The sequence below is a fragment of the Bacillus sp. YP1 genome (assembly GCF_000877815.1).
In the GTDB taxonomy this organism is placed as follows: Bacteria; Bacillota; Bacilli; order Bacillales; family Bacillaceae; genus Bacillus; species Bacillus subtilis.
Genome location: NZ_CP010014.1, coordinates 499166 through 520624, shown reverse-complemented (window position 1 = coordinate 520624; position 21459 = coordinate 499166). Strand labels below are relative to the sequence as shown.

Below are 21459 nucleotides of genomic sequence, written 5' to 3'. Positions count from 1 at the left end.
TCTCAATATAAAGCGCTTACATAAATTCTTGCAATCTTCATTTTTTGCACCATTTCTCCTATGAAATTCCGGCTGTTATCCTTTTTTGCCCGATGTTTCTTTTTTTGCCGGAAGGGAATCTCCGATCAGTTCCAGCGCCGCTATGACATTTAAACACCATTGAGAGACAGTGTTCGTTGTCACCCATGGAAGCTCCTCTAGCTGCGTCCATGTCTCGATGCGCTCCGGTTTGATCGGAAGCGGCGTATGGCTGAGCTTATCTTCTAGCAAAAGATTCCACGCTTTGGCGGCGAGATGAGGATCTTGTTTTTTTCTTGCGGCGTAGGCTGTCATACCGGCGGCGAACATCGGCCAGTGAAAATGCCCGTCATGAAGAGCGGCTCCGCTTTTTTTTCGTTTTTCCTCATCACTGAGTGTGTAAAATTCGCCGAATTCACTCAGCATATCCTCCCATTCCCAGTCATCAAGAAGCTCAGCCAGCTCCATCCACACTTGCGGCGCGCCGAAGGCAATGATCATATGATATCCGCCCGCAATGCCGTCTCCCATATGATGAAGCATCGAGGTCGCCGGATCATATTCAAATGTCGGGCCAGATAATAAGCGGAGCGGCAGCCGCTTCAGACAGTTGATTCCCGTTTCGATTTTTTTGCGATATTCCGGATTTTCGGTCCGCTCCCATTCCGCCAGCCAGTTCGAGCAAAACGCCGCCCAGTCCGGTCCCGTTCTGGCGTGAGTCGGGTGCTTACCTTTCTCGTAAAAAGCGCGCATCGGATCGGTTTTGACGAGGGCATAATCGGCATCCTTCACTTCTGTCAAAAGATCTCCCGTCCGCTCATCACCCGTCAGATAATAATAGAATTTATAAAGCCCGGCCATGCTGATTCTCGCTTCCTTGCAGCCGCATCCCCAGTGCACAACGTTATGCCGTGAGCCAAGCCCGGCGTATTCACCGAGGTGAAAGCTGTCCGTTTCGCTCGTATGGCGGGTCATGGCTTCTGCCATGCGAAAGATATCCTCTCTGCCTGAGCGGAAAAACGCCTGCCACAGCCATAGGGTCGGAACGAGCTCATTGTTTTGCCATGCGTATCCGCCGAGATCGTACCGCCACATATGCCGAATCGGGTCATACGTATGCATGACATCGCCATAATGCCAAAAACCGTACCATCTGCGTTGCTCTACTTCCTTTTTATAAAACAGAAAGGCCGCATCAAGCTGTTCTTCCAGCTCTTTTTTGAGCGGATGGGATGTGTCAATGATGCTCCATACCCCGAGTGCTTTTGATTCGTAATAGACGTCCGGCTCGCATACAATGAGCGGCGGCGCCTGCCATTTGTCAGCCAGCGCATTGAGGACTTCGTCAGACGGCATGTGCGAAAAGCACGCCAGGCTGATTTCATTTGTGTTCGCAATGCCTGTCGGATCAGAGCGCATTTCATCAAAGCCTTCATACGCGCTGGCCACGTGGGTGTTTCCTGTATAATGCCGCAAATCCATCGCTTCGCCGTCCGGAGGCCAAAGCCAGATAGTCATTTTGGGGCGGCTGCCGGCAAGACCTGTGATTTCCAGTGCTGAAGGATATTTCTCAAAGAAATACCGCAGGCCGAGAGCCACACCGCCATTTTCGCCGCTCGCATAGCAAAGCCCCTTCGCCCGGCTGCCATGCAGCATTCCAACCCACGCATAATCTTTTCCGGTCCGTTTTGACAGGCTGTAATGATCGCTGGAATCCTGCACGAGCTTGACATCGTCCCAAACCGTATTCTGTGTGCCATGTGCAAACCATTCCTTATGCTCTTCATCTGGAGACAGCATTTCGCCATTGATTTGTTTTTCATAAAGCGGATATCGTTCATTGAATTTACGTGTGCCAAACAGCTGGGCGGGTTCTTTGTACATCCCTTTCTCTCCCGCAAAGCGGAAATGGCGGTTGTACGGCTCTCCCTCCAAAAAAAGGTCGAATTTGATGCCGAGCCCCTTAATGAATTCTTGTTTACCGCTCCTGTCAATCAACTGCGTGTGCACAAGGCCGATCTCAGACAGCCCGGCATAAAACGTCAATCGGATGACAAACGGCAGCCATTCCTCATTCGTTTTATGGAGCACATGCACTCCCTCGATTTTGACTACTGCTTTGACAGGACCACTCTGCTCAATCGCCGCCCGTTTGATAAAGCTGACAGACCTTTCATGCAAAAGAACCGTTTCCGCCGCCGACTCCTTTCTCGTTTCTCTTATCGCAACGAGCCTCCCGCCTGCGGCGATCGGCTTTCCATTGATCTGCAATGATTGAATGAAATCAGATCCTGTTTTATGAATGGTACAAACGAGTGCTCCTGTATCCACTTGGATATCATGCTCTGTCTCAAGAATGCTGAGCGATTCAGTTGGCTGCGGCACTTCTCTTTTGCGAACTGTAAAACTTTGGTTTTCCTGACCGCCAAACACCGCCGCGTGCTTCGTCCACTTGATGCTCCCGTCCGGCCAATAGGCCGACGGTTCGCTTTGCACATATCGCGTTTCCGCGTTTTCATTCATAAGCGCCAGACGGTCTCCTTTTTTTAATTCTCCTTTTTTCCATGGCACGCCCCACGTCACGCCGCTTGTCAACTTTGGCTGTTCTGATAACCATTTGATCTTTTTCATCTGTCTCTCCCTCCATAGAAAAAAGCTGATTCGATGCAAAGAATCAGCTGTGATTGTCAAATTGAATCACACGGTATTCATGCGGTCCGACCGCCAGCCTCCCCGCTTTGGTCGAACAGTTCGTCAACAAATCCATTCCCGCTTCCGGCAATGTCACGCTCCCGCCTTTTCCATCCATATTCACAACGATCCACACAAGGCCGTTTTCGCCTATACGCGGGGCAACGATCGTGCCGGGTGTCACATCCGACCGGCTGGAAATAACAGCTTCCTCCGCATAATGCCTGACGAGCGCTTCCAGCATCGCATCCCCTTCTTTTCCGGATGGAAGCGAGCCCAGCATGACAATTTTCCCCTCGCCGTAATTCCGTTCCGTCAGAAAAGCATGGCCCGCCCTCGGTCCTGCTTCAACCGTGCCAAGGGTGTTTCCGCTCTCTGTGTCAAACACCGCGCTCCACAGTCCGAGCGGCGCCGTGATGCCAAACGCTTTTCCTGTATTCACGTTCTCATTCATCGGAAAGGTAAAAAGTGTTTTGATCCCTGACGTTTTCTCAAGTTCGCCAAGTCCGCAATCGGTATGAATGGTATGCTCGCATGTGCGTCCTCCTGTCAGCGGCCCGGTGATCCAGATGCCGCCCGCTTCAGCGAATGCCGAAGCTTTTTTGATAAATTCAGAAGACAAATACGGCACAAATGGCGTAAACAGCAAGCGATAGCCGTCCAGTGGAGCGCCTTCCGGAATAAGGTCACGATGAATCCCCGTGTTGAGAATACGTTCATAAAAATGCGTCACAAGCGAACGATGCCGGAGTCCCCGGTGAGGCTCAGTTTTAATAAATGCTTTTGCTCTGTCAGAGTATGTCATCGCCGCCTCGGCTTGAACGGGTTCAGTCGATAGAATAATAGGCTCGATTTCCTTTCTTGCCCGCTCAACCGCCAGCACATTTTGATAGCCGATGGTGGGTTCGCCCCAGGCACTGAGAACCGAACCGTGGGAAATCTCGCTGCCTGAACGCTGCTGTCGCCATAGCCAGTAGCAAAATCCCTGGCTTCCTAAGGCGTAGGACGATACGGCTTCGGCCTGCAAATACCCGTCTGCGTGCGGGTAAGCGGAGCTTTCAAGCGAGGCGGCATACGACGGACTCGTTTCCAAAATCCAAAACGGGCGCCCCTGTTTCAGATTTCTCCATAAATCACAGTTCAATAAAAAGGCAGAGGCGTTTTCCTGCGAAGCGTACGTGTCATAGGAGGCAAAATCGAGATTCTGAAACATTCGCTCATTGTCCACGCTGAACATGACTGATCCGTTATGCGTGATCGGCGCATCTGAATAGCAGCGGATGATTTTGGCCTGTTCATCCGCAAACGAAGCGATCATCTCCATCGAAAACAGCTGATACATAGTGCGTAGAGAGGCATGATGCAGAAACGGGGCCGGTCCCGGCTGCGGGACTTGCTCAAACGTCTGATAGGTCTCGCTCCACACATCGGTTCCCCAAGCTTCATTCAAGCGCTCAATTACCCCGTAGCGATTTTTGAGCCAGTCATGCCATAGGCGCAAGCATGTCTCACACATGCATTCTGCAACATGGCATTTAAACTCATTGTCTAGCTGCCATCCGATCAGCCCCGGGAGCCGGCCAAGCTCCTTGGCGATGGCTGTGGTGATGATGGCGGCTTTTTTTCGGAAATACGGGTTGTTCGTACAGGCATGCTGACGGGAGCCATGCCCCATGATCTCTCTTTTTTCATTGGCATGCATGCGTTCGGGCCGGCCATGTGAGAACCAAATCGGCGGGGTAGGCGTCGGCGTGCACATAATCGTTTCGATCCCGCTATCATACAGCCGGGCGATGATTTCTTTGAAAAAACCGACGTCAATTTTTCCTTCTTCAGGTTCCATGACAGACCAGGCAAATTCGCCGATCCGCACAACATTTACGCCAACTTCACGCATGATGTCAATGTCCTGCTGAATCGTCTCTTCATCCCATAATTCCGGATAATAGCAAGCGCCATGATACAGTTTTCTCATCACATTTTCACCTTTCTTTGATGATCGATTCTGTCAATGGCAGGCCGAGCTCCTTTATGCCTTTTGCCACAAGTTTCGCCATTTCATTTGCGCCTTTTTTTGTAAAATGCGTGTAATCGTTAATCCCTTCTGAAATCATAAAATAGGTGTACACTTTTTCCTCGCCCTTCTCAGTAAAAAAAGCGAGACTTTTCTCCATCAGATCAATGAGCTGGACATTCTCCTCTTCAGCCGTCTGCTTCATGGCAATGCAGTAATCAGGAAAATCGTTCAAAAATACGCCGTTTTCGTAGTGAAAGCGGGCTACGGGGGTGACGAGAAGCGGATGGGCGCCTTTTTCCCGCGCGCCTGCGATATACTGCTTTAAATATTGTTTATAAGTAGTGTAGGGCTCGGTGTAGCGCTCCGGCTTATTTTTCGACGCGTCATTATGGCCCATCTGCACGAACAGCCAATCATCCGGCTCGATCACATCGAGGATTGCCTGAAGCCTGCCCTCTTCCACAAATGTTTTCGAGCTTCTTCCCCCGATCGCTCTGTTGATCACTTGAATATGCTCCGGCAGATGCGAGCCGAGAAACTGCCCCCAGCCCCCTTGATTTGTGCTGTCTCCATACGTTTGAACAGTCGAATCGCCGGCAAGATAAATATGATTTGCCATTTTTCATTCCCCCTCGTTTTTTATACAGCTTCCATCACGGATAGCTCTTCCCTTGAAAAAACCGGTGCGTACAGCGTTTGTGCATTGGTTCGTCCTATCCGTTCTCTAATCATCTTGTCGTAGCGTTCAGCCTTTACGTCTTATCCCTTAGTCCTCCTACAGCGGCGCCTCCGCTTTACTTCCCGCTATGTACAGGGCGGGCTTCGGCGGTTTTTTCATTCCCGTTCCGAGGTAAAAGCTCGTGTGCGGCGGCTGGTTGTAGGCGGTATTCTGCCAGGCGATGCCGAGCCTGTAAACTGGATCATGCATCAGCGTGTAAAAGCGGTGGCGGGTGAGATGTGTCGTTGTATAGATACGGAGCGCGCTGCTGTCTTCCGTTCTCCATATCACTTCTTCCCGCCAGTCTCCGAACAGGTTGGCCTGAAGAACCGGGTTTCCTTTCGTGCCGTTGTTGGACAGCACGCCGGCCGGCTGAAATATCGTCTTCAGACAGCCGTTTTCAGCATCCCATTTTTCAATCTTTGGCCTGCCAATCGTTCCGTCCCAGTCATGATCAAGCAGTTCTCTGACCAAATCACCGTCCCACCAGATGGCGAAATTGGCTGAAGCGGGTGCTTTGTCGCTGATTTTTTCGCCTTTGCTCGTAAAAAGCCCATACGACATGCCATCATTGCCCGGCGGATCAATTCCCCAGACGAGCGACCCTTTGTAGCTTGGGTCAATATGAGCCGCCATGCCCCGGCCAACGTCAGTTCCAGCATGGACGCCCCATAATATCTCACCGGTTCCGGCATCTCGCAGCGACAGTCCGTACGGCTTCGTGGCGTCCTCATGCACCTGGAACACTTCAAGCCCTTTTCGTGACGGGTCCAGATCCCCTACATGCATCGCGTCTCCGTGCCCGAGCCCCGTTGAGTACAGGCCGGTTCCGTCATGATCGACAGCCATTGCGCCGTATATGATTTCATCTTTTCCGTCTCCGTCGATATCCGCCACGCTTAAGCTGTGGTTCCCCTGTCCTGCGTACGCTTCATGTCCCGGCTGGTTGGAGTCAAATACCCAGCGTTTTTTGAGCCTTCCGTTTCTGAAATCGTATGCCACGAGCACGGCTCTCGTATAGTAGCCGCGCGCCATTACAAGGCTCGGCCGCTCCCCATCCAAATAAGCGATCCCGGCGAGAAAACGGTCCATCCGGTTTCCATAGCCGTCTCCCCAATCCTCCAGCTTGCCGCGGGGCGGTTCATATTCCACGGTCGTGAGCGCCTCACCGGTTTCTCCTTTAAACACCGTCAAATATTCCGGACCGGACAAAATTCTGCCCTGTTCGTTTCTAAAATCGGCATGCTCATCACCGATGATATGTCCTTTCCCGTCTGTTGTGCCGTCAGCTGTTTTCATGGCGATTTCTGCTTTTCCGTCACCATCCAGGTCATACACCATAAATTGCGTGTAATGAGCACCCGCCCTGATGTTTCTGCCGAGGTTGATGCGCCACAAAAAGGTGCCGTCCAGTTTATAGGCATCTATGAGCACCTCCCCGGTATAACCGTCATGAGCGTTGTCTTTTGAATTGGATGGGTCCCACTTCAGGATCATTTCATATTCTCCATCCCCGTCTACATCCCCGACACTGGCATCATTGGCTCTGTAAGTGTACGGCTTTCCGTCCGGCGTCACACCGCCTTCCGGTCTGGCAAGCGGAACCTCCAGAACATTTTCCTGCCAAACACGAGCTTCCTTGGAAAGCTTTTCTTCCCGTCCTTTATTGACAGCCGCCACTTGATAAACAGAGTCAGCCGTTCCGTTTTGATCGAGAAAATTAGTGCTTTCAGCGATTGGATCGCGGGTGATCCGCTTTCCATCCCGATAAAGGTGAAAAGCCGTCGTCTCATGATCTGTTCCGAGAAAACGCCAGCTGACAAACACGCCCTGATCTGTCTTTACCGCAATCAAACCTCTGGTCAAGTATTCCATTTGCCTCTTTTTTGGTTTCATTTGATGGGAACGGGCTGCGCGCAGCCCGTTCCTTCCCCCTTTCAGTTAAGGCGTATACATATTTGGTTTTGGCTGTTCCGCCATGCCGTCTCCTAAAAAGAAGCTTGTGTGCGGCGGCTGGTTATAGGCGACATTTTGCCAGGCGATGCCAAGCCGGTACACCGGATCGTGCATCAGCGTATACAGCCTGTGCTCAGTCGGAATGGTCGTCGTGTAAATGCGCAGAGCACTGCTGTCCTCCGTTCTCCACACGACTTCCTCGCGCCAGTCACCGAGCAGATCAGCCTGAAGCGCCGGTGTTGCTTTTGTGCCGTTGTTAGCCGCTGCGCCTGATGCAGTCAGCACATTTTTCGATACGCCGTTTTGATAATCCCACTTATCAATTCGGTTGCTGTCCAGCTGTTCCCGCAGCAGGTCGCCGTCCCACCAGATACCGAAGTTGGTCGAGGACGGAACCCCGCTTCCGATTTTGACCCCTTTCGCTGAGTAGAGAGAACCGTTTGCCCACACTTCCTGTCCCGGATAACGCGGGTCAATATCAGCAGCCATTCCCCGGCCTACATCCTTGCCGGCATAAACGCCCCAAAGGATCTTTCCGGTTGCAGCATCCCGGAAAGATAAGCCGTATTTTGCATTTTTGTCCTCATGTACTTGAAACACCTCAAGCCCCGGCCGGCCCGGATCAAGATCTCCTGTATGGAGGGCATCCCCATGGCCTAAGCCGGTCGAGTACATGCCTTTCCCGTCATGATCTACAGCCATTGAGCCGAAAATAATCTCATCTTTTCCATCCCCGTCAACGTCCGCGATGCTCAGGTTGTGATTCCCCTGTCCGGCAAACGCTTCATTTCCTGACTTTGAGGAGTCCAGCGTCCAAAGCTTTGACAGCTTTCCATCCCTGAAGTTATAGGCAACTAGCATGGTTTTAGCGTAATACCCTCTGGTCATGATCAGGCTCGGCCGCTGTCCATCAAGGTAGGCAATGCCGGCGAGAAAACGGTCAACACGGTTGCCGTAGCTGTCTCCCCAATCCGACACATTGCCGCGCGCCGGTTCAAAATTTGCGGTGACAAGCTCTTTCCCGGTTGAACCTTGAAACACAGTGAGATATTCTGGGCCTGAAAGCACACGCCCCTGTTCATCTCTGTAATCAGCATTGGCATTTCCAATTACTTTGCCCGTGCCGTCTTTTGTCCCGTCTGCCGTTTTCATTGCCACTTCCGCTTTTCCGTCACCATCAAGGTCATACACCATAAACTGGGTGTAGTGCGCGCCCGCTCTGATGTTTTTGCCGAGATTGATCCGCCATAACTTTGTGCCGTCCAGTTTATACGCGTCAACCAGCACGTCACCCGTATAGCCATCCTGTGAATTGTCTTTTGAGTTAGACGGGTCCCATTTTAGGATCAGCTCGTATTGCCCGTCACCATCCACATCGCCAACACTTGCGTCATTAGCGCTGTACGTGTAACCTTCACCCTTTGGCGTCGTGCCGCCAGCCGGTTTATCCAGCGGGACGGAATGATACGGCTGCGCCCATACGGAGGCTTTTTCAGAAGCCGGCTGTTCGGTACCGTTTACAACAGCACGAACCGTATACGTTGAGCCCGCCGATCCGTTTTTATCCACATAGTTCGTGGTTTTGACAGGCGCAGCATTCAGTTTTTGCCCGTCTCTGTACACATTGAACAAAACAGATGCGTTTTCGGTTCCAAGAAACCGCCAGCTGACAAAAATGCCCCCGTCCGTCTTGACCGCTACAAGCCCCCGGTTCAGCGCTTCCATCTGCCGCGCTGCCCCTTCAGCTTTCACAGGACATACAGAGGTTCCCATCACCAACAAGACCAGCAACGTAACAGCGGTAAACATGCGTTTCCTTCGTGTAATCATCAGACAGCTCCTTCTCATTTATCTGTAAGCGCTTACTTAAATTGAATTTTATGCGCTGTGTGAGCTGTCTTCAATTTCACTTTTTTGCATCTGCCTATTTCGGACACTGCACTTTTTTGCGTATTTGTCACTTTTTTGTTACCCGGCTTGATGGTGCTGGGCCTCCGTCTTTTGAAATCCCCTAAGAGCAAAAAACATCAACACAAGCCCAAATAAACACGGGCCGTAAAATGGGATCAGGCCAGGAAGCGTATAAAGCAAATAAAGGACAAATCCGCACCCGATCAGCATACAGCCGGTTGTCAGCGGTCTCATGGCGCCAAACAGCAGTGCCTGCGGAATATATTTGCGAAGCGGGAGCTGGTAATGCACATAAAGGGGAAACACATACATCAGCGCGATGATATACAAAAGCCCTGCAAGCAGCGTGCAGCTTGTTACTGCAAAGGACAGCCAATCCGTACTGGCAGAAAAATAATGATAGTTGGCAGACAATATGAGCAAAAGAGCCGAAAACGCCAATCCGATCGCATTAACCTTGAGAAACTCTTTTTTATAGGTATCGAGAAATAACGAAAATATCGGGACATCCTTTTGCCCCATCAGCCATTTCCTTATAATGGCACACATCGCAGCTGTGCTCGGCGCCCATCCGAAAAGAACGCCGCCCAAAAGTGTAAACAACAGCCACAGCCCGTTGAGCCATGCTATTTTCACCACCGCTTCGCAGCCTGCATAAAGCGCATCCGTTACAGTCGTCTTCATCTTCTCACCGCTTGATGTACGGCAAAATCCCTGTAAGCTGCTTTCATGGGGGCCATCTGCCGGAACCCGATTTTTCCTTTTGTTAACACAGGCCCATATGTGCTGCCGTCGTCCATCCACTCAAGAATGGGCAGACCATTGATTGAAAAGTGCACATAGCCTTTGTCTTTGATCAGCTTCATACGATACGGAGAATCAGCGTCGTCTGGAGAAGGCAGCGGATCGGCCCCCATTGCAGCGAGGTGGAAACCGCGGCTTTTTCTTAAATTGCAGGTGCGGAACGCTCTTTCCTCCGCGTATTTTCTGCGGAAATACGACAGGTGGAGCGCGTTGATGTCCCCCGAATGATACTCGGGGTATTTTCCCATTCTTTTCTGGAGACTTGGATCAAACAAATCCTCGCCTCCCATTCCCGCAGCAGAAAAAAACAGCATACACAATCCCGGCTGCTCGATCGGAGAGAAGTCCCATGTCACAATGATGCCGTCTGGAAAGGTTTCCGGACACCAAAAGACAAAGTGCACATCGTCCTGGACATGTGACAGGTGCAAGCTGTGATCGTCAAATGAGATCTGTCCCCCTCCCTCCATCCGCCAGTCCTTCACATCGCTTTTAGACCGGAGCAGATTGCGGTACAAGCAAGCGCCTTCCTTATACATGTTCTTTTCCCTCCCGGCTCACAAGGTGGTTCTTAAGCGGAAGTCCGAGCTCTTCAATGCCTTCTGCCACAAGCTTCGCAACCTCCATTGCACCTTCTTCCGAAAAATGCGTATTGTCCTCAATGCCGTCCGGGTAATTCGGATGTTCATTCGGCTGAAACCAAACGAACAATCGCTTCGACTCCTCTGGCCCGTATGCTTCATACAGCACCCTTGTTTTCGCAAGCAGATCAATCACAGGTACATCGAGCTCCTTCGCCAGTGCTTTCATCGCATCGGGATACTCACCGAGGGAATGCTCGATCCGTCCGTTTTCATCAAAGCGGCGGCGCTGCACCGATGTGACGAACACAGGATGCGCGCCCTTTTCGCGTGCCGTATCTGCAAACAAGGTAAGAAACTGCTGAAATGTGGAGTACGGCTTCGTCCCCCGCGGTTTTTGGTCATTGTGGCCGAATTGAATCAACAAATAATCGCCTTGTGTGATGCGCTCGGCAATTGCTTGAAGCCTTCCTTCCTCCACAAAAGAATTGGTGCTCGCTCCTCCTTTGGCATGATTGCGGACCAGCACACCTTCAGAAAACAATTGCCCGAATACCTGCCCCCACCCCGCCATCGGCGCTTCATGAGGCGGGCAGTCACTCACAGTGGAATCCCCCGCTAAAAATACTTGAATCGGTTTCTTCATCACATGTTCTCTCCTTTCACGGCGTTTCCTGATACATTTGCCTGAAGACACCCGGCGGCATGCCGACCTGTTTTTTAAAAATCCGATTGAAATAATTGTGGCGGTAGCCGACTTCTTCTGACACGTCATGAATTTTTTTATTCGTATTGACCAGCAGTTCTTTCGCCTTTTCGATTCTGATCTGGGTCACATAATCGATAAAATTAATGCCGGTCACTTGCTTAAATGCCTTGCTTAACGTATATGAATTCATGCCAAGCGCATCGGCACAGCTTTCCAATGAAATGTCCGCCATATACTGTTCGTGAATCATCGCAATCACACGTTCTGCCAGCTGCTTTTGCTGTCTGTTTTTTCTGCCCTCAAGCTTGGATAGGTAAGGCGTCACCACTGCATCCATCAGCCAGGCCGCCGCTTCGTTAGGTTCGCGCAATTCTGAAATATCAAGAAACGGATTCCGGTGCTGAAACAGTTCGCTGGGATTGAGCCCGGAATGCAAAATATCCTCCTGAATGCGGGAAAACAGCTGAATCAGGGCGGAGTGCACATGCCTGTCTATAGCCGCCTTTTCCGCCAGTTCCTCCATGCATACACGAATCATTTCCTCGGCCTCCTGTTTTCTTTCCAGCCGGATAGCCTGAACAATTTGTTTTTCCAGTTCAAAAGGGTAATAAGGAGCAAACTGCTCATCCTGAGGGAAGTCGGCCTGCAAATCAATGACCTGATTCCGGTTGGCAAACTGCCTGCAGGATTTGCCGCTTTTCACATTCTGAAATAAAGAAGGAATTTCCGTGACACGCTCCGTCTCGCTGCTCAATGTCGAGGTCAGGCATAGTCCGGTTACATCCCCAAATTGGCGTGCCAGCTCCGTTATATACGCCTTCAGATCAGAGCTGTTTGTTTTCATCACAAGAACGGTGATAGAAAGCCGGCCGATATCAAGTATGGAGAGCTGAAAAACGCGTTTATCCGCCAATTCCTCAGCGATATTAGTCAGTGTAAACACAGCGAGCTGTTCATCATCGCAACAGAAGATGCTTTTTTCACAGCGGAGTCCTGTCAATTGAAGATCCAGCACATGAAACACGTTTTCGCCGATGTTCCAGCCGGCCTCCTCCATCCGAGATCTGAGACTGTCCTCGTTGTCATAGTAAAAATCCCCCTGCAAGAGGTGCTGCAAAAAACTCTTTTTCATATGGGGCGTCTGCCGCAGGAGCTGCTCTTGGAGCTTCCGGCTTTCAAGGGATAGATCCTGCCATCTCTTTTCAATCCACTTGAATTCATCCTGCCCGGACGCCTGCCATACTTTCTTCTCTCCTCCGGTAAACAAGCCAAGCAAATGCTGAATGGGACGATAGATTTTTTTTGATGCATACCATGTCATGCATACCGCCAAACCGATGCAAATGACCAGCATCACGATGATCACTTTTGATAAAAACACCATCGGCGCTGTAATAGCTGAAAGAGGCGCCGCTGACACAAAGGTCCATTGCTGATGCATCCGGTTCATTTCTCCAAAGGAGACAGAATACACCTTGCCTTCCCATTCCATCTGAAAATGACCTTTCTCAGCAGGCTGTTTTTTTATCTCTTGAAGTAAAGTCTTTTCAAAATCTATTTCCCCTTCATGAAACAGCACCTCTTGATTTTGATCTAAAAGCAGCGCACTGCCATCAGGATAGGGGGACAAGCTTTGCAGGATTGATTCCATTTCTTTCGGATCAACCGCCAGCATGATCGCGCCGAACGGTTTCTCCGCCGCGCCCGGAATGAGCTGGATCAGCATCGCTTGGTTTCCCGACCGTTTCCAATAAATGCTGCGGTCTGAGGCAAGCAGCGAGCGATACTTGCGAAGCGCCTCCTGTTCTGTCAAAGCGCTGTATTCAGGGCTCAGCACAAGTGGCCGGGGGCTGTTCAGAAAGATGGAAGCCTGCTCGATCAGCGGCTGCTGGTCCCGCAAAAGAAACAGCTTTTTCGTTAATTGATAGGAGAACGTAAAGTCTTTCTCCAAATCCCTCTCGGCCAATCCATTCATCAGTGAAGAATCGTAGGCCATCTGGGTGAGTGCCAGTTCAAGCACTCCCAGCTTCTCATCCATTCGGCTGACCTCACGCGCCACCTGTGTTTCATGCGATCTCTGCAGCTCTTTCTCCACCTTGTCGATCGAAAGAAAGTAGATTGCGCCGCCAGTCAGCAATCCGGGAATACAGGCAATCAGCAAAATGAAGACAAAGTTTCTTTTGAAATACGTTCCCTTCCAGCGAGAAACCCGTTCCTTCTGTTGAGGCTGTTTTTTCATCCCTTTCCCCCCGCCGCTGTCTTTACTGATACACGCGTTTTTTCGTTTTCAAAACATCAGCAAGAAACGTCAGCGCAAGTCCCTGCCCCCATCCTTGTATTCGTTTGTAAGGCACCTGTTTGTATCCTTCGGCATTTTTCATGACGGCTGTCCCTGCCGATACCTTGCTGACCCGTCCGTCCTCTTCCACCGCATCCAAAATGGCGGCAAGCGATTTCTGCACATATTTTGTATACAGCTTTCCGCTCGACATCAGAGCAGAAGCAATACCCGCTGATGCCGAAACCTCCAGATAAGAATCGGGATCATCCAAAATCGTATGCCACAGCCCTGATTCATCCTGAAGCCGGACAAGCGCGCTCAGCTGGTCTCTGAGCGATCCGTCGATGATCATAAAGGAAGGATGTGTCACCTCAATGAGCGGGAGCGCCTTTGCCATCGTGAGTGCCGCCCAGCCGTTCGCCCTGCCCCAATAAATCCCCGACAGATGATTTTGCGCTTTGTTGTCCCAGGCGTGGTAGTACAAATTCGTGACAGGGTCCTGAAGCACATCCTCATGTCCGTGAAACTGGCGCAGGCCGTCTTCAAAATAATCCTCACGCTCCATGATCCGCCCAATTCTCAGCATAAACAGCCCAGCCATCATCAGCGTATCCGCCCATGCCTGCTCAGGAAACACATATTCTGCCGCATTCACCGTATGCTGAAGGATACCTTCGCCAAAGCGCGGCGCCTTATGCAGCACATATTCCGCCATTTCGGCCGCTGTTTCCAAATACACGTCATCACCCGTCACCTTGTGGAGGAACAAAAGCGTATGCCCGATGGAAACTCCGTTGATCGAAAGCGGCGGCAGCCCATCCTCCAGCTGTTCATCCACCCACGTTTTTAACAGATTGATATATTCCTCGTTTTCCGTCGCTTCATAGGCCTCCGCCACACCGTAAAACGCGACGCCGCCCGGCCAATCCCACGCAAAATCCATCTGAAATGTCCGTTTCACGATCCGGTCAATGACGGACGTCACCTTTTCATCATCAAAGATAAGCTGTGCCATCTGCAACACTCCTTTTTATTTTAATCCGGTCGTACTGATGCCCTGAACGATATATTTCTGAAACAAAAAGAAAACAAGAATCACAGGCAATAACGAGACGGCCGACATGGCAAACATCGCGCCCCAGTTCGAAGCCGACTCTGTATCGAGAAAAAGCTTCAGCGCAAGTGAAACAGGGTAAAGCTCCGGCTTATTCAAATACAAGAGCGGCTGAATCAGCTCCTCCCACTTCCAATAGAAGGAGAAAATCGCAGACGTCGCAAGCGCGGGAGCAATCAGCGGGAGAATGATCCGCCAAAAGCAGGCAAAGCGTCCGCATCCGTCGATTCGCGCGGCTTCATCCAGCTCCTCGGGAATCGTCCGGATAAACTGGATCATCAGAAAGATAAAAAACGCATGCCCGAAAAATTGCGGAACGACAATTGGTTTAAAGGAATTCAGCCAGTCTAATTTCGCAAACATAATATACTGCGGAATCATCAACACTTCATGAGGCAGCATTAACGTCCCCATCATGCACGCAAACCAAAATTTTTTTCCCTTAAACGGAATACGCGCAAATCCGTACGCAATGACAGCCGATGACAGGACGGCACCGATTGTTGACAGCCCGACAATAATCGCCGAGTTTTTAATAAACGTCAGAAACGGCTGTCCCGCAATGCCCTTCCACCCTTCAGCATAGTTACTGAGAATAAAAGGGTCTGGAATGAGAGAATGTGAGGTTGTAAAAATACTGGCGCTTTCTTTAAACGAGCTGACAAACAGCCAAATGACCGGGTACAGCAGTAACACCGCCAGCGTTGCCGTACAAACATGGAACAGTATGCGTTTGGGACTGACGCGACCGGCTTTTTTTCTTTCAAAAACCGGGGCTTTTCTGACAGGCTCGTTGACCGGCTCCATCCGTCATTCCTCCTTTGACTCGTAATGAACCCAATATGACGATGTTTTAAACAATATGAGCGTAATCAGCCCGACAATGACAAGCATGACCCACGCCATCGCCGATGCGTAGCCCATTTGAAAATAGTTAAACGCACGCTGGAACAAATAGAGCGAATAGAGAAGTGTCCCGTCAAGCGGCCCGCCCTCGCCCTTCGAAATGATATAGGCAGGTGTAAATGTCATAAAAGCAGAAATCGTCTGCATCACTAGGTTAAAGAAAATAATCGGTGTAAGGATCGGAAGGGTGATCTTGAAGAAACGCTGCACCCGATTTGCCCCATCCACACTTGCCGCTTCCAAATACGAAGACGGAATGTTTTTCAGCCCGGCCAGAAAAATCAGCATTGACGACCCGAACTGCCAGACGGACAGCAGAATCAATGTCCACAGCGCACTTGTCGGATTCTGGTACCAAAGAATTTTTTGGTCAATCCCGACAAAAAACAGCAGCGCATTGATGACCCCGTCATTGCCAAAAATATTGCGCCACATAATCGCCACGGCGACGCTTCCGCCGATGATCGAAGGCAGATAAAAGAGCGTTCTGTAAATGGCCGTTCCTTTTGCTGCATTGTTTAAAATGACAGCGATAAAAAGCGCGAAGCCGAGGCGGAGCGGAACCCCGGCAAGCACATACGTAAACGTCACCTTCAGAGACTGCCAATACTTTTCGTCACCCGTAAACATTTCCTTAAAGTTGTCGAGCCCGATCCATTTCGGCGCCGTAAACAAGTCATAGCTCGTGAAGGACAGAAACAGGGACGCCCCCATCGGGATCACCGTAAAGCATAGGAACCCGATGATAAACGGAGAAATAAAAGCATATCCCGCCAGATTGTCTTTTCTTATACTCCGGCTTTTTTTCATTGCGTCAGCCCCATTTCCCGTCAATTATTCCTCTCTAATATCTCATTGGCCTTTTTCCGGAACGTTTTGGCGGCTTTTTCCGGCGATACCTTCTGATACAGAATCTGATCTGACGTATCCTTCAGCAGCTTGATGACCTCCGCGCTTCCCACAGGCTCTGGCGGATCGGCTTTGCTGATGTTTTTTGACGCGGTTTCTACATACTCCACGATGTTGGCTTCTTCCTCATTCAGCTTCGGTTTAATCGCATCCGCCACCTTGTCGGAGACTGGAACGCCTCGCTCGCCTTTAATCAGCTGGTTCGCTTCCTCATTATTCACGAAGAAATTAATAAATTTCGCTGCCTCTTTTTTATGCTCAGAGCTTTTCGGAATGGAAAACAGCATACTCGGCTTCAATGTCAGCGCCCTTTCCTTCATTTGCTCCGGCGGCAGATAGAGAGACAGCGGCGAGTCTGTCAGCCGGGCAAAGCCCAAATATTGATTGGAGTAGTTCCATGTAATCGCTGATTTGCCTTTGACGATAAAATCGTCTTCCATCCCTTTAATCTGTGCGCTTTCATCAGGTGTTGGGGACGTTTTCGCTTTCACCAGCCTCAACTGCCGTTCAAAGTAATCGACAAACAGCTGATCATCTTGATACGCGAGGCCAGTGCCGTCTTCTTTGTAAAAGCGCTCACCCTTTGTGCGCAAATAATACGGGAAGAAAATATCAGGCGGATGCATTCCGTTGGAACCGTAGACACCGGCTTTTTCCTGAAGATCATACGCCAGCTTCTCGTAATCCTCCCACGTCCAGTTTTCCTGATTGATAGACACACCGGCTTTTTTCAGCAAATCTTCATTGGCAATCACAGACAGCACGTTGACACCTAGCGTAAATCCATATAGCTTATTATCGATTTTTCCGCCCGACAGCATATTCTCGTCGATTGAACTGACGTCAATCGTTCCATCCTTTGTATACGGCGTTAAATCTTCCAGCTGGTTCTTCTTTCCGTATTGGGCTAAGTAAGCGGTATCCATTTGAATGACATCAGGAAGCTGGCCGGCGGCAGACATGGGCGCAAGCTTTTTCCAGTAGTCATCCCAGTTCGCAAATTCCGCTTCAATATGGACGTGAGGATTCTTTTTCTCGTAAAGTTCAATTACCTTTGTTGTATAATCATGCCTTGGCTGCCCGCCCCACCACGCGATTCTGAGTGTAACGTCTTCTTTTTTTCCCGAGGCCTCTTCACCTGCTGAACATCCGCTGAACAAAAAGACGCAGACAAGGGATAACAGCACGTAACAAATCTTCTTCAAACCAATCCCCCCTTTAATGTAAGTGCTTACATTTTATTTTAAAGCGTTCGGATAGGGCGAAACACTCAAAAAACAGTGGCGAAAGTCAAAAAAACAGAGATGGCTATCCTGCGGAAGCGCCTCCCTGTTTTCTTCTGAATTCTGACGGTGTCAGACCGGTATATTTTTTAAAAACAAGACTGAAATACTTCGGATTATCGCCAAACCCGATTTCTTCAGCAATTTCTGATACACTCGCATCCCGCCTCATTTTCATCTGTTTCATCGCATGTTCAAGACGCACTCGTGTAACATATTGGGAAAATTTCTCGCCTGTTTCCTGCTTAAATAATTTCCCGAGATAATCAGGATTCATAAACAGCATATCCTTCGCTGCCCACTTCAAGGATAGATTCGGGTTTCCGAGTTCGTCGGCAATGAGCCTGATCATTTTTGAAATCACTGCGCTCCCATGCAGGTCACCAGACGCTTCAGCTGTGTCACGAAACAGCTGCCCCGCGTGCCGGAGTTCTCCCGCCTGACTGATGGCCATCTTGCGGTCCGCAAAAACCTCCGCCGCCTTTTCAGCGGCGTTCTCCTCTACGGCGAGCACTGTCCATTCTCCGCTGCTGCAAACCGCTGTCAGTACCGACCCGAGTGCCTCTCTGGCTGCGGCATCAATAGATTGTTCCCCTTTTAAGATCAAGAGGCGGATCTTTTTTCCGGCAAGTGAAGGCGGCGGAGACAACTGGGCTACACCTGCGATCAAGCCTTCCAAGTATTGATCGGCTGCAAAGGAACGGATATGGTCCAGCTCGTGTTTCAGATGGGCTGTTTTCTTTTTGTGCACATCTTGCCGCTTCAGCTCAGCAATGATTTCCTCCAGCGAGCTGATAATCTGCTGTTCATTGCAGGGTTTCAGCAAATAATGCTTCACCCCATATTTCATGGCTTCCTTTGCGTACTCAAACTCTCCAAACCCGGACAGGACGATAAACTGCACCGACGGACTGATGGCTGACACCTTTTTGATCAGCTCAAGCCCGTCCATACCGGGCATTTTGACGTCTGTGATGACGATATGCGGCTGCTTATGTACAATCTTTACATATGCTTCATGTCCGTTCTGCACTTTACCGATCAATGAGGCGCCAAGCGACTCCCACTCAATGATTCCTGCCATTCCATCAAGGATAATCCTCTCATCATCAGCCAGCAGTATTTTATACATCACACCACCTCATTTCGGCACGGTATTGTGATCACAATCCTCGTCCCCTTTTCATGCTCACTATGAATCCGCAAGCCGTATGGCTCTCCGAATGTCAGGCTAATGCGCTCGCGAATATTCCAAAGTCCGATTCCTCTTCCGCCCGTTGATTCAAGAATCCGTCCATCCATGCCAGGGCCGTTATCTTCGACCGTAATACAGACACGTTCCTTTGCCTTTTTCGCCTGAATCCGGATGGCGCATGGCCTTGTAAAGGGTTCAAGCGCGTATTGAATCGCATTTTCCGCAAGCGGCTGGAGCGTCAGTTTCGGAATGAGGCAATGCTTCACCTCATCGTCAATATCCAACGTGAAATTCAGGCGCTCTTCAAATCGAAATCGCTGAATGGTCATATAGTGACGTACAATGTCCGCCTCCTCCTGAATGGTCACGATATCCTTTTTCATATGTATGCTGTTTCGCAGAAGAAAACCGAGCGATTCCACCATTTTTGAGATTTGCTTTTGCTGATTCGCCTTAGCCAGCCAATTGATGGACTCGAGCGTGTTATATAAAAAATGCGGATTGATCTGGGCTTGCAGTGCTTTCAATTCGGTTTCTTTAATAATGAGCTGTTTTTCCACATTTTCTTCCATCAGCTCATTAATCCGTTTCATCATGACAGTAAAATGGCGGTTCAGCATGCCGGCCTCATCCTGTGTATGTTCCGGCAGAGAAAGCGACACACCTGCTTCAATACCGCCGTGCTGTACCGATTTCATCGCGGTCACAAGCTGTTCAATCGGCTCCGTGATGCTGTTGGCGATTTTCCTTCCGAAAAGCAAAACCACACAGAAAAAGAGGAGAAAGCATGTGCCGATCACTGTTTTCATAAAGGAAATTTTCGCGAACATCTGATCAAAGGGGATAACGTTATAGTAGCTCCAATTTTGGTAGGATGATTGAAGATAAGAAATAAAGTAACGTTTGCCATTCTTTTTTATCAAGTCATAACCGGGGTGCTTCAGCGTCTCTTTTGCTGCCTCAGGAACATGCGCTGATGCATGTGCCGTATACACCAAATTCCCGCCTTGGTCAGCAATCATAATGTCTCCGACTGAATCGCCCCAATCCTTCGGCACATCACGAATCATCTGTTTTACATTGACTTGGATCAGCACCATGCCCAAGCCGTTCAGACTCAGCTGGTGATAGGACCTGATCTGCCGTGCTGAAATCAGGACAGGATCTGACCCGCCGAGCGTCATCCAAAGATTTCTTCCATTTTTCGCTTTCGCTCGCTTAAATACCTCTTCCTGCTCCTGCTGCAAAAGATCTGAAGAACTGCTTCCGGCTGAATACTCTGAGCCGCGGGCATCAATCAAATGAATGGAATCGATGTACTTTTCATCGCTGGCATATCCGGCAAGCTGATCCCACAGCTCCTGCTTCATTTGATATTGATCATACGTATCATCCCGATTTTGCATGCTCAGGATGCGCTGAATCTGTTCGTCTGTAATGATTTCATATGACACATCCTCTATCTTCTTCAGCTCGTCTTCGATCCTTTCAGAAGACATCCGAAGCACCTCCGAGGACTTGCGGTAAATCTGCTCATCATACACATGAAAGGCATACTGGACCCCGCTGTATACAAACAGAAAGGATACGGCCATAATCAACGATAGAAACACAAACAGCTTATCCTTAATCTTCATCCGCCTGTACCAGCCAGCAACTCTTTTCTTCATGCCGCCTTTTCTTTCTCCTGCCGCTGATCCATTGACCGAAACGCTTTAAAGGACAGCTTCGTTAAGATCAGGCTGAGTAAACTCCCGCTGAAAAACAATAGAAACGTGACATGAAACAGAACGAGACAAAGCACACCGACAGCGCCCGCCGCCATCAAAAGCGTCACCGCCGGACGGCTGAAGGCAATGAAAAAGCTGATGCTCAGCACCTCTCTGATTTTTACGTCAAAATGAGAAAATACCGGGAACACATACAGCACAACAAACGCGAAAATCAAACTAATGCTCAGGAATACATTGACGAGCACAGGCTGGTCCATCTGAGCCGCTATCCGCATATCCGCAAACAGAAACAGGGCAGCCGTCACAACGATAAGCCCGAGGATCTGTGATGCCCGCCATTCCTTTTTAAACGTCCGAAAAAAGACAGAAAACACCGGGGCATCTGTATTCCCCTTCGCCCATTCTCTCGCCACTGTAAACATTGCGGCAGTAGCGGGCATCAGCCCAAATACAACCAGGCCTGCAAGAGAAAACAAAATCCAAAGCACATTCAAATAGGCCAGTCTCATCACCCACGTACAAAAACGATTCAGCCCATTTGTCACACTGTGTATCATCAACATCACCTTCCCGCTTTGGAAAACGCTTTCATTTTAAAGTAATATGTATTTCTCCTTTCGAAAGAAAATTCCT

The 21459-nt window shown here is 49.9% G+C and carries 16 protein-coding genes; all 16 read right to left on the bottom strand.

Annotated features, from left to right (window positions below; translation table 11 throughout):
- Nucleotides 1–75: 75 nt before the first annotated feature.
- Complete coding sequence (locus tag QF06_RS02450) at nt 76–2649, bottom strand: exo-rhamnogalacturonan lyase family protein (RefSeq protein ID WP_041851201.1); 2574 nt, start codon at nt 2647–2649, stop codon at nt 76–78.
- Nucleotides 2650–2692: 43 nt separating this feature from the next.
- Nucleotides 2693–4684 carry a beta-galactosidase YesZ gene (gene yesZ, locus QF06_RS02445; RefSeq protein WP_041851202.1) on the bottom strand — a complete coding sequence of 664 codons (1992 nt, stop codon included), beginning with the start codon at nt 4682–4684 and terminating at the stop codon, nt 2693–2695.
- A gap of 7 nt (nt 4685–4691) precedes the next feature.
- The gene (locus QF06_RS02440; RefSeq protein ID WP_024573621.1) at nt 4692–5345 is read right to left on the bottom strand and encodes a rhamnogalacturonan acetylesterase; all 654 of its coding nucleotides are present in this window, start codon (nt 5343–5345) and stop codon (nt 4692–4694) included.
- A 156-nt stretch (nt 5346–5501) separates the two neighbouring features.
- Entirely contained in the window at nt 5502–7340 is a 1839-nt protein-coding gene (gene rhgX, locus QF06_RS02435; protein WP_043940063.1) for a rhamnogalacturonan exolyase, read from the bottom strand.
- 45 nt (nt 7341–7385) lie between these two features.
- On the bottom strand, nt 7386–9230 hold the full coding sequence (gene rhgW, locus QF06_RS02430) for a rhamnogalacturonan lyase (protein WP_043940062.1): 1845 nt from the start codon (nt 9228–9230) through the stop codon (nt 7386–7388).
- Nucleotides 9231–9368: 138 nt separating this feature from the next.
- Nucleotides 9369–9995: a YesL family protein gene (locus tag QF06_RS02425; RefSeq protein ID WP_041851204.1), complete on the bottom strand. Its 627-nt coding sequence runs from the start codon at nt 9993–9995 to the stop codon at nt 9369–9371.
- The gene (locus tag QF06_RS02420) at nt 9992–10654 is read right to left on the bottom strand and encodes a YesU family protein (RefSeq protein WP_041851205.1); all 663 of its coding nucleotides are present in this window, start codon (nt 10652–10654) and stop codon (nt 9992–9994) included. The genes QF06_RS02425 and QF06_RS02420 overlap by 4 nt, the downstream gene beginning before the upstream one ends.
- On the bottom strand, nt 10647–11345 hold the full coding sequence (gene rhgT, locus QF06_RS02415; protein WP_080332625.1) for a rhamnogalacturonan acetylesterase: 699 nt from the start codon (nt 11343–11345) through the stop codon (nt 10647–10649). Before rhgT ends, QF06_RS02420 begins: the two co-directional genes overlap by 8 nt.
- A gap of 13 nt (nt 11346–11358) precedes the next feature.
- Complete coding sequence (gene yesS, locus QF06_RS02410; protein WP_041851207.1) at nt 11359–13644, bottom strand: transcriptional regulator YesS; 2286 nt, start codon at nt 13642–13644, stop codon at nt 11359–11361.
- Between the two features lie 22 nt (nt 13645–13666).
- On the bottom strand, nt 13667–14701 hold the full coding sequence (gene yesR, locus QF06_RS02405) for a rhamnogalacturonyl hydrolase YesR (protein ID WP_019712810.1): 1035 nt from the start codon (nt 14699–14701) through the stop codon (nt 13667–13669).
- Between the two features lie 15 nt (nt 14702–14716).
- Nucleotides 14717–15607 carry a carbohydrate ABC transporter permease gene (locus tag QF06_RS02400; protein ID WP_041851208.1) on the bottom strand — a complete coding sequence of 297 codons (891 nt, stop codon included), beginning with the start codon at nt 15605–15607 and terminating at the stop codon, nt 14717–14719.
- A gap of 3 nt (nt 15608–15610) precedes the next feature.
- Nucleotides 15611–16540, bottom strand: coding sequence for a carbohydrate ABC transporter permease (locus tag QF06_RS02395; RefSeq protein ID WP_003233835.1), 930 nt, complete (start codon nt 16538–16540; stop codon nt 15611–15613).
- A complete protein-coding gene (locus tag QF06_RS02390) occupies nt 16537–17820 on the bottom strand; it encodes an ABC transporter substrate-binding protein (RefSeq protein ID WP_041851209.1) in 1284 nt (427 codons plus the stop codon). The genes QF06_RS02395 and QF06_RS02390 overlap by 4 nt, the downstream gene beginning before the upstream one ends.
- A gap of 103 nt (nt 17821–17923) precedes the next feature.
- The gene (gene yesN / locus QF06_RS02385) at nt 17924–19030 is read right to left on the bottom strand and encodes a two-component system response regulator YesN (protein ID WP_041851210.1); all 1107 of its coding nucleotides are present in this window, start codon (nt 19028–19030) and stop codon (nt 17924–17926) included.
- Nucleotides 19030–20763 carry a two-component system sensor histidine kinase YesM gene (yesM, locus tag QF06_RS02380; RefSeq protein ID WP_041851211.1) on the bottom strand — a complete coding sequence of 578 codons (1734 nt, stop codon included), beginning with the start codon at nt 20761–20763 and terminating at the stop codon, nt 19030–19032. Before yesM ends, yesN begins: the two co-directional genes overlap by 1 nt.
- A complete protein-coding gene (locus QF06_RS02375; RefSeq protein WP_072173406.1) occupies nt 20760–21389 on the bottom strand; it encodes a YesL family protein in 630 nt (209 codons plus the stop codon). The genes yesM and QF06_RS02375 overlap by 4 nt, the downstream gene beginning before the upstream one ends.
- Between the last annotated feature and the right edge of the window lie 70 nt (nt 21390–21459).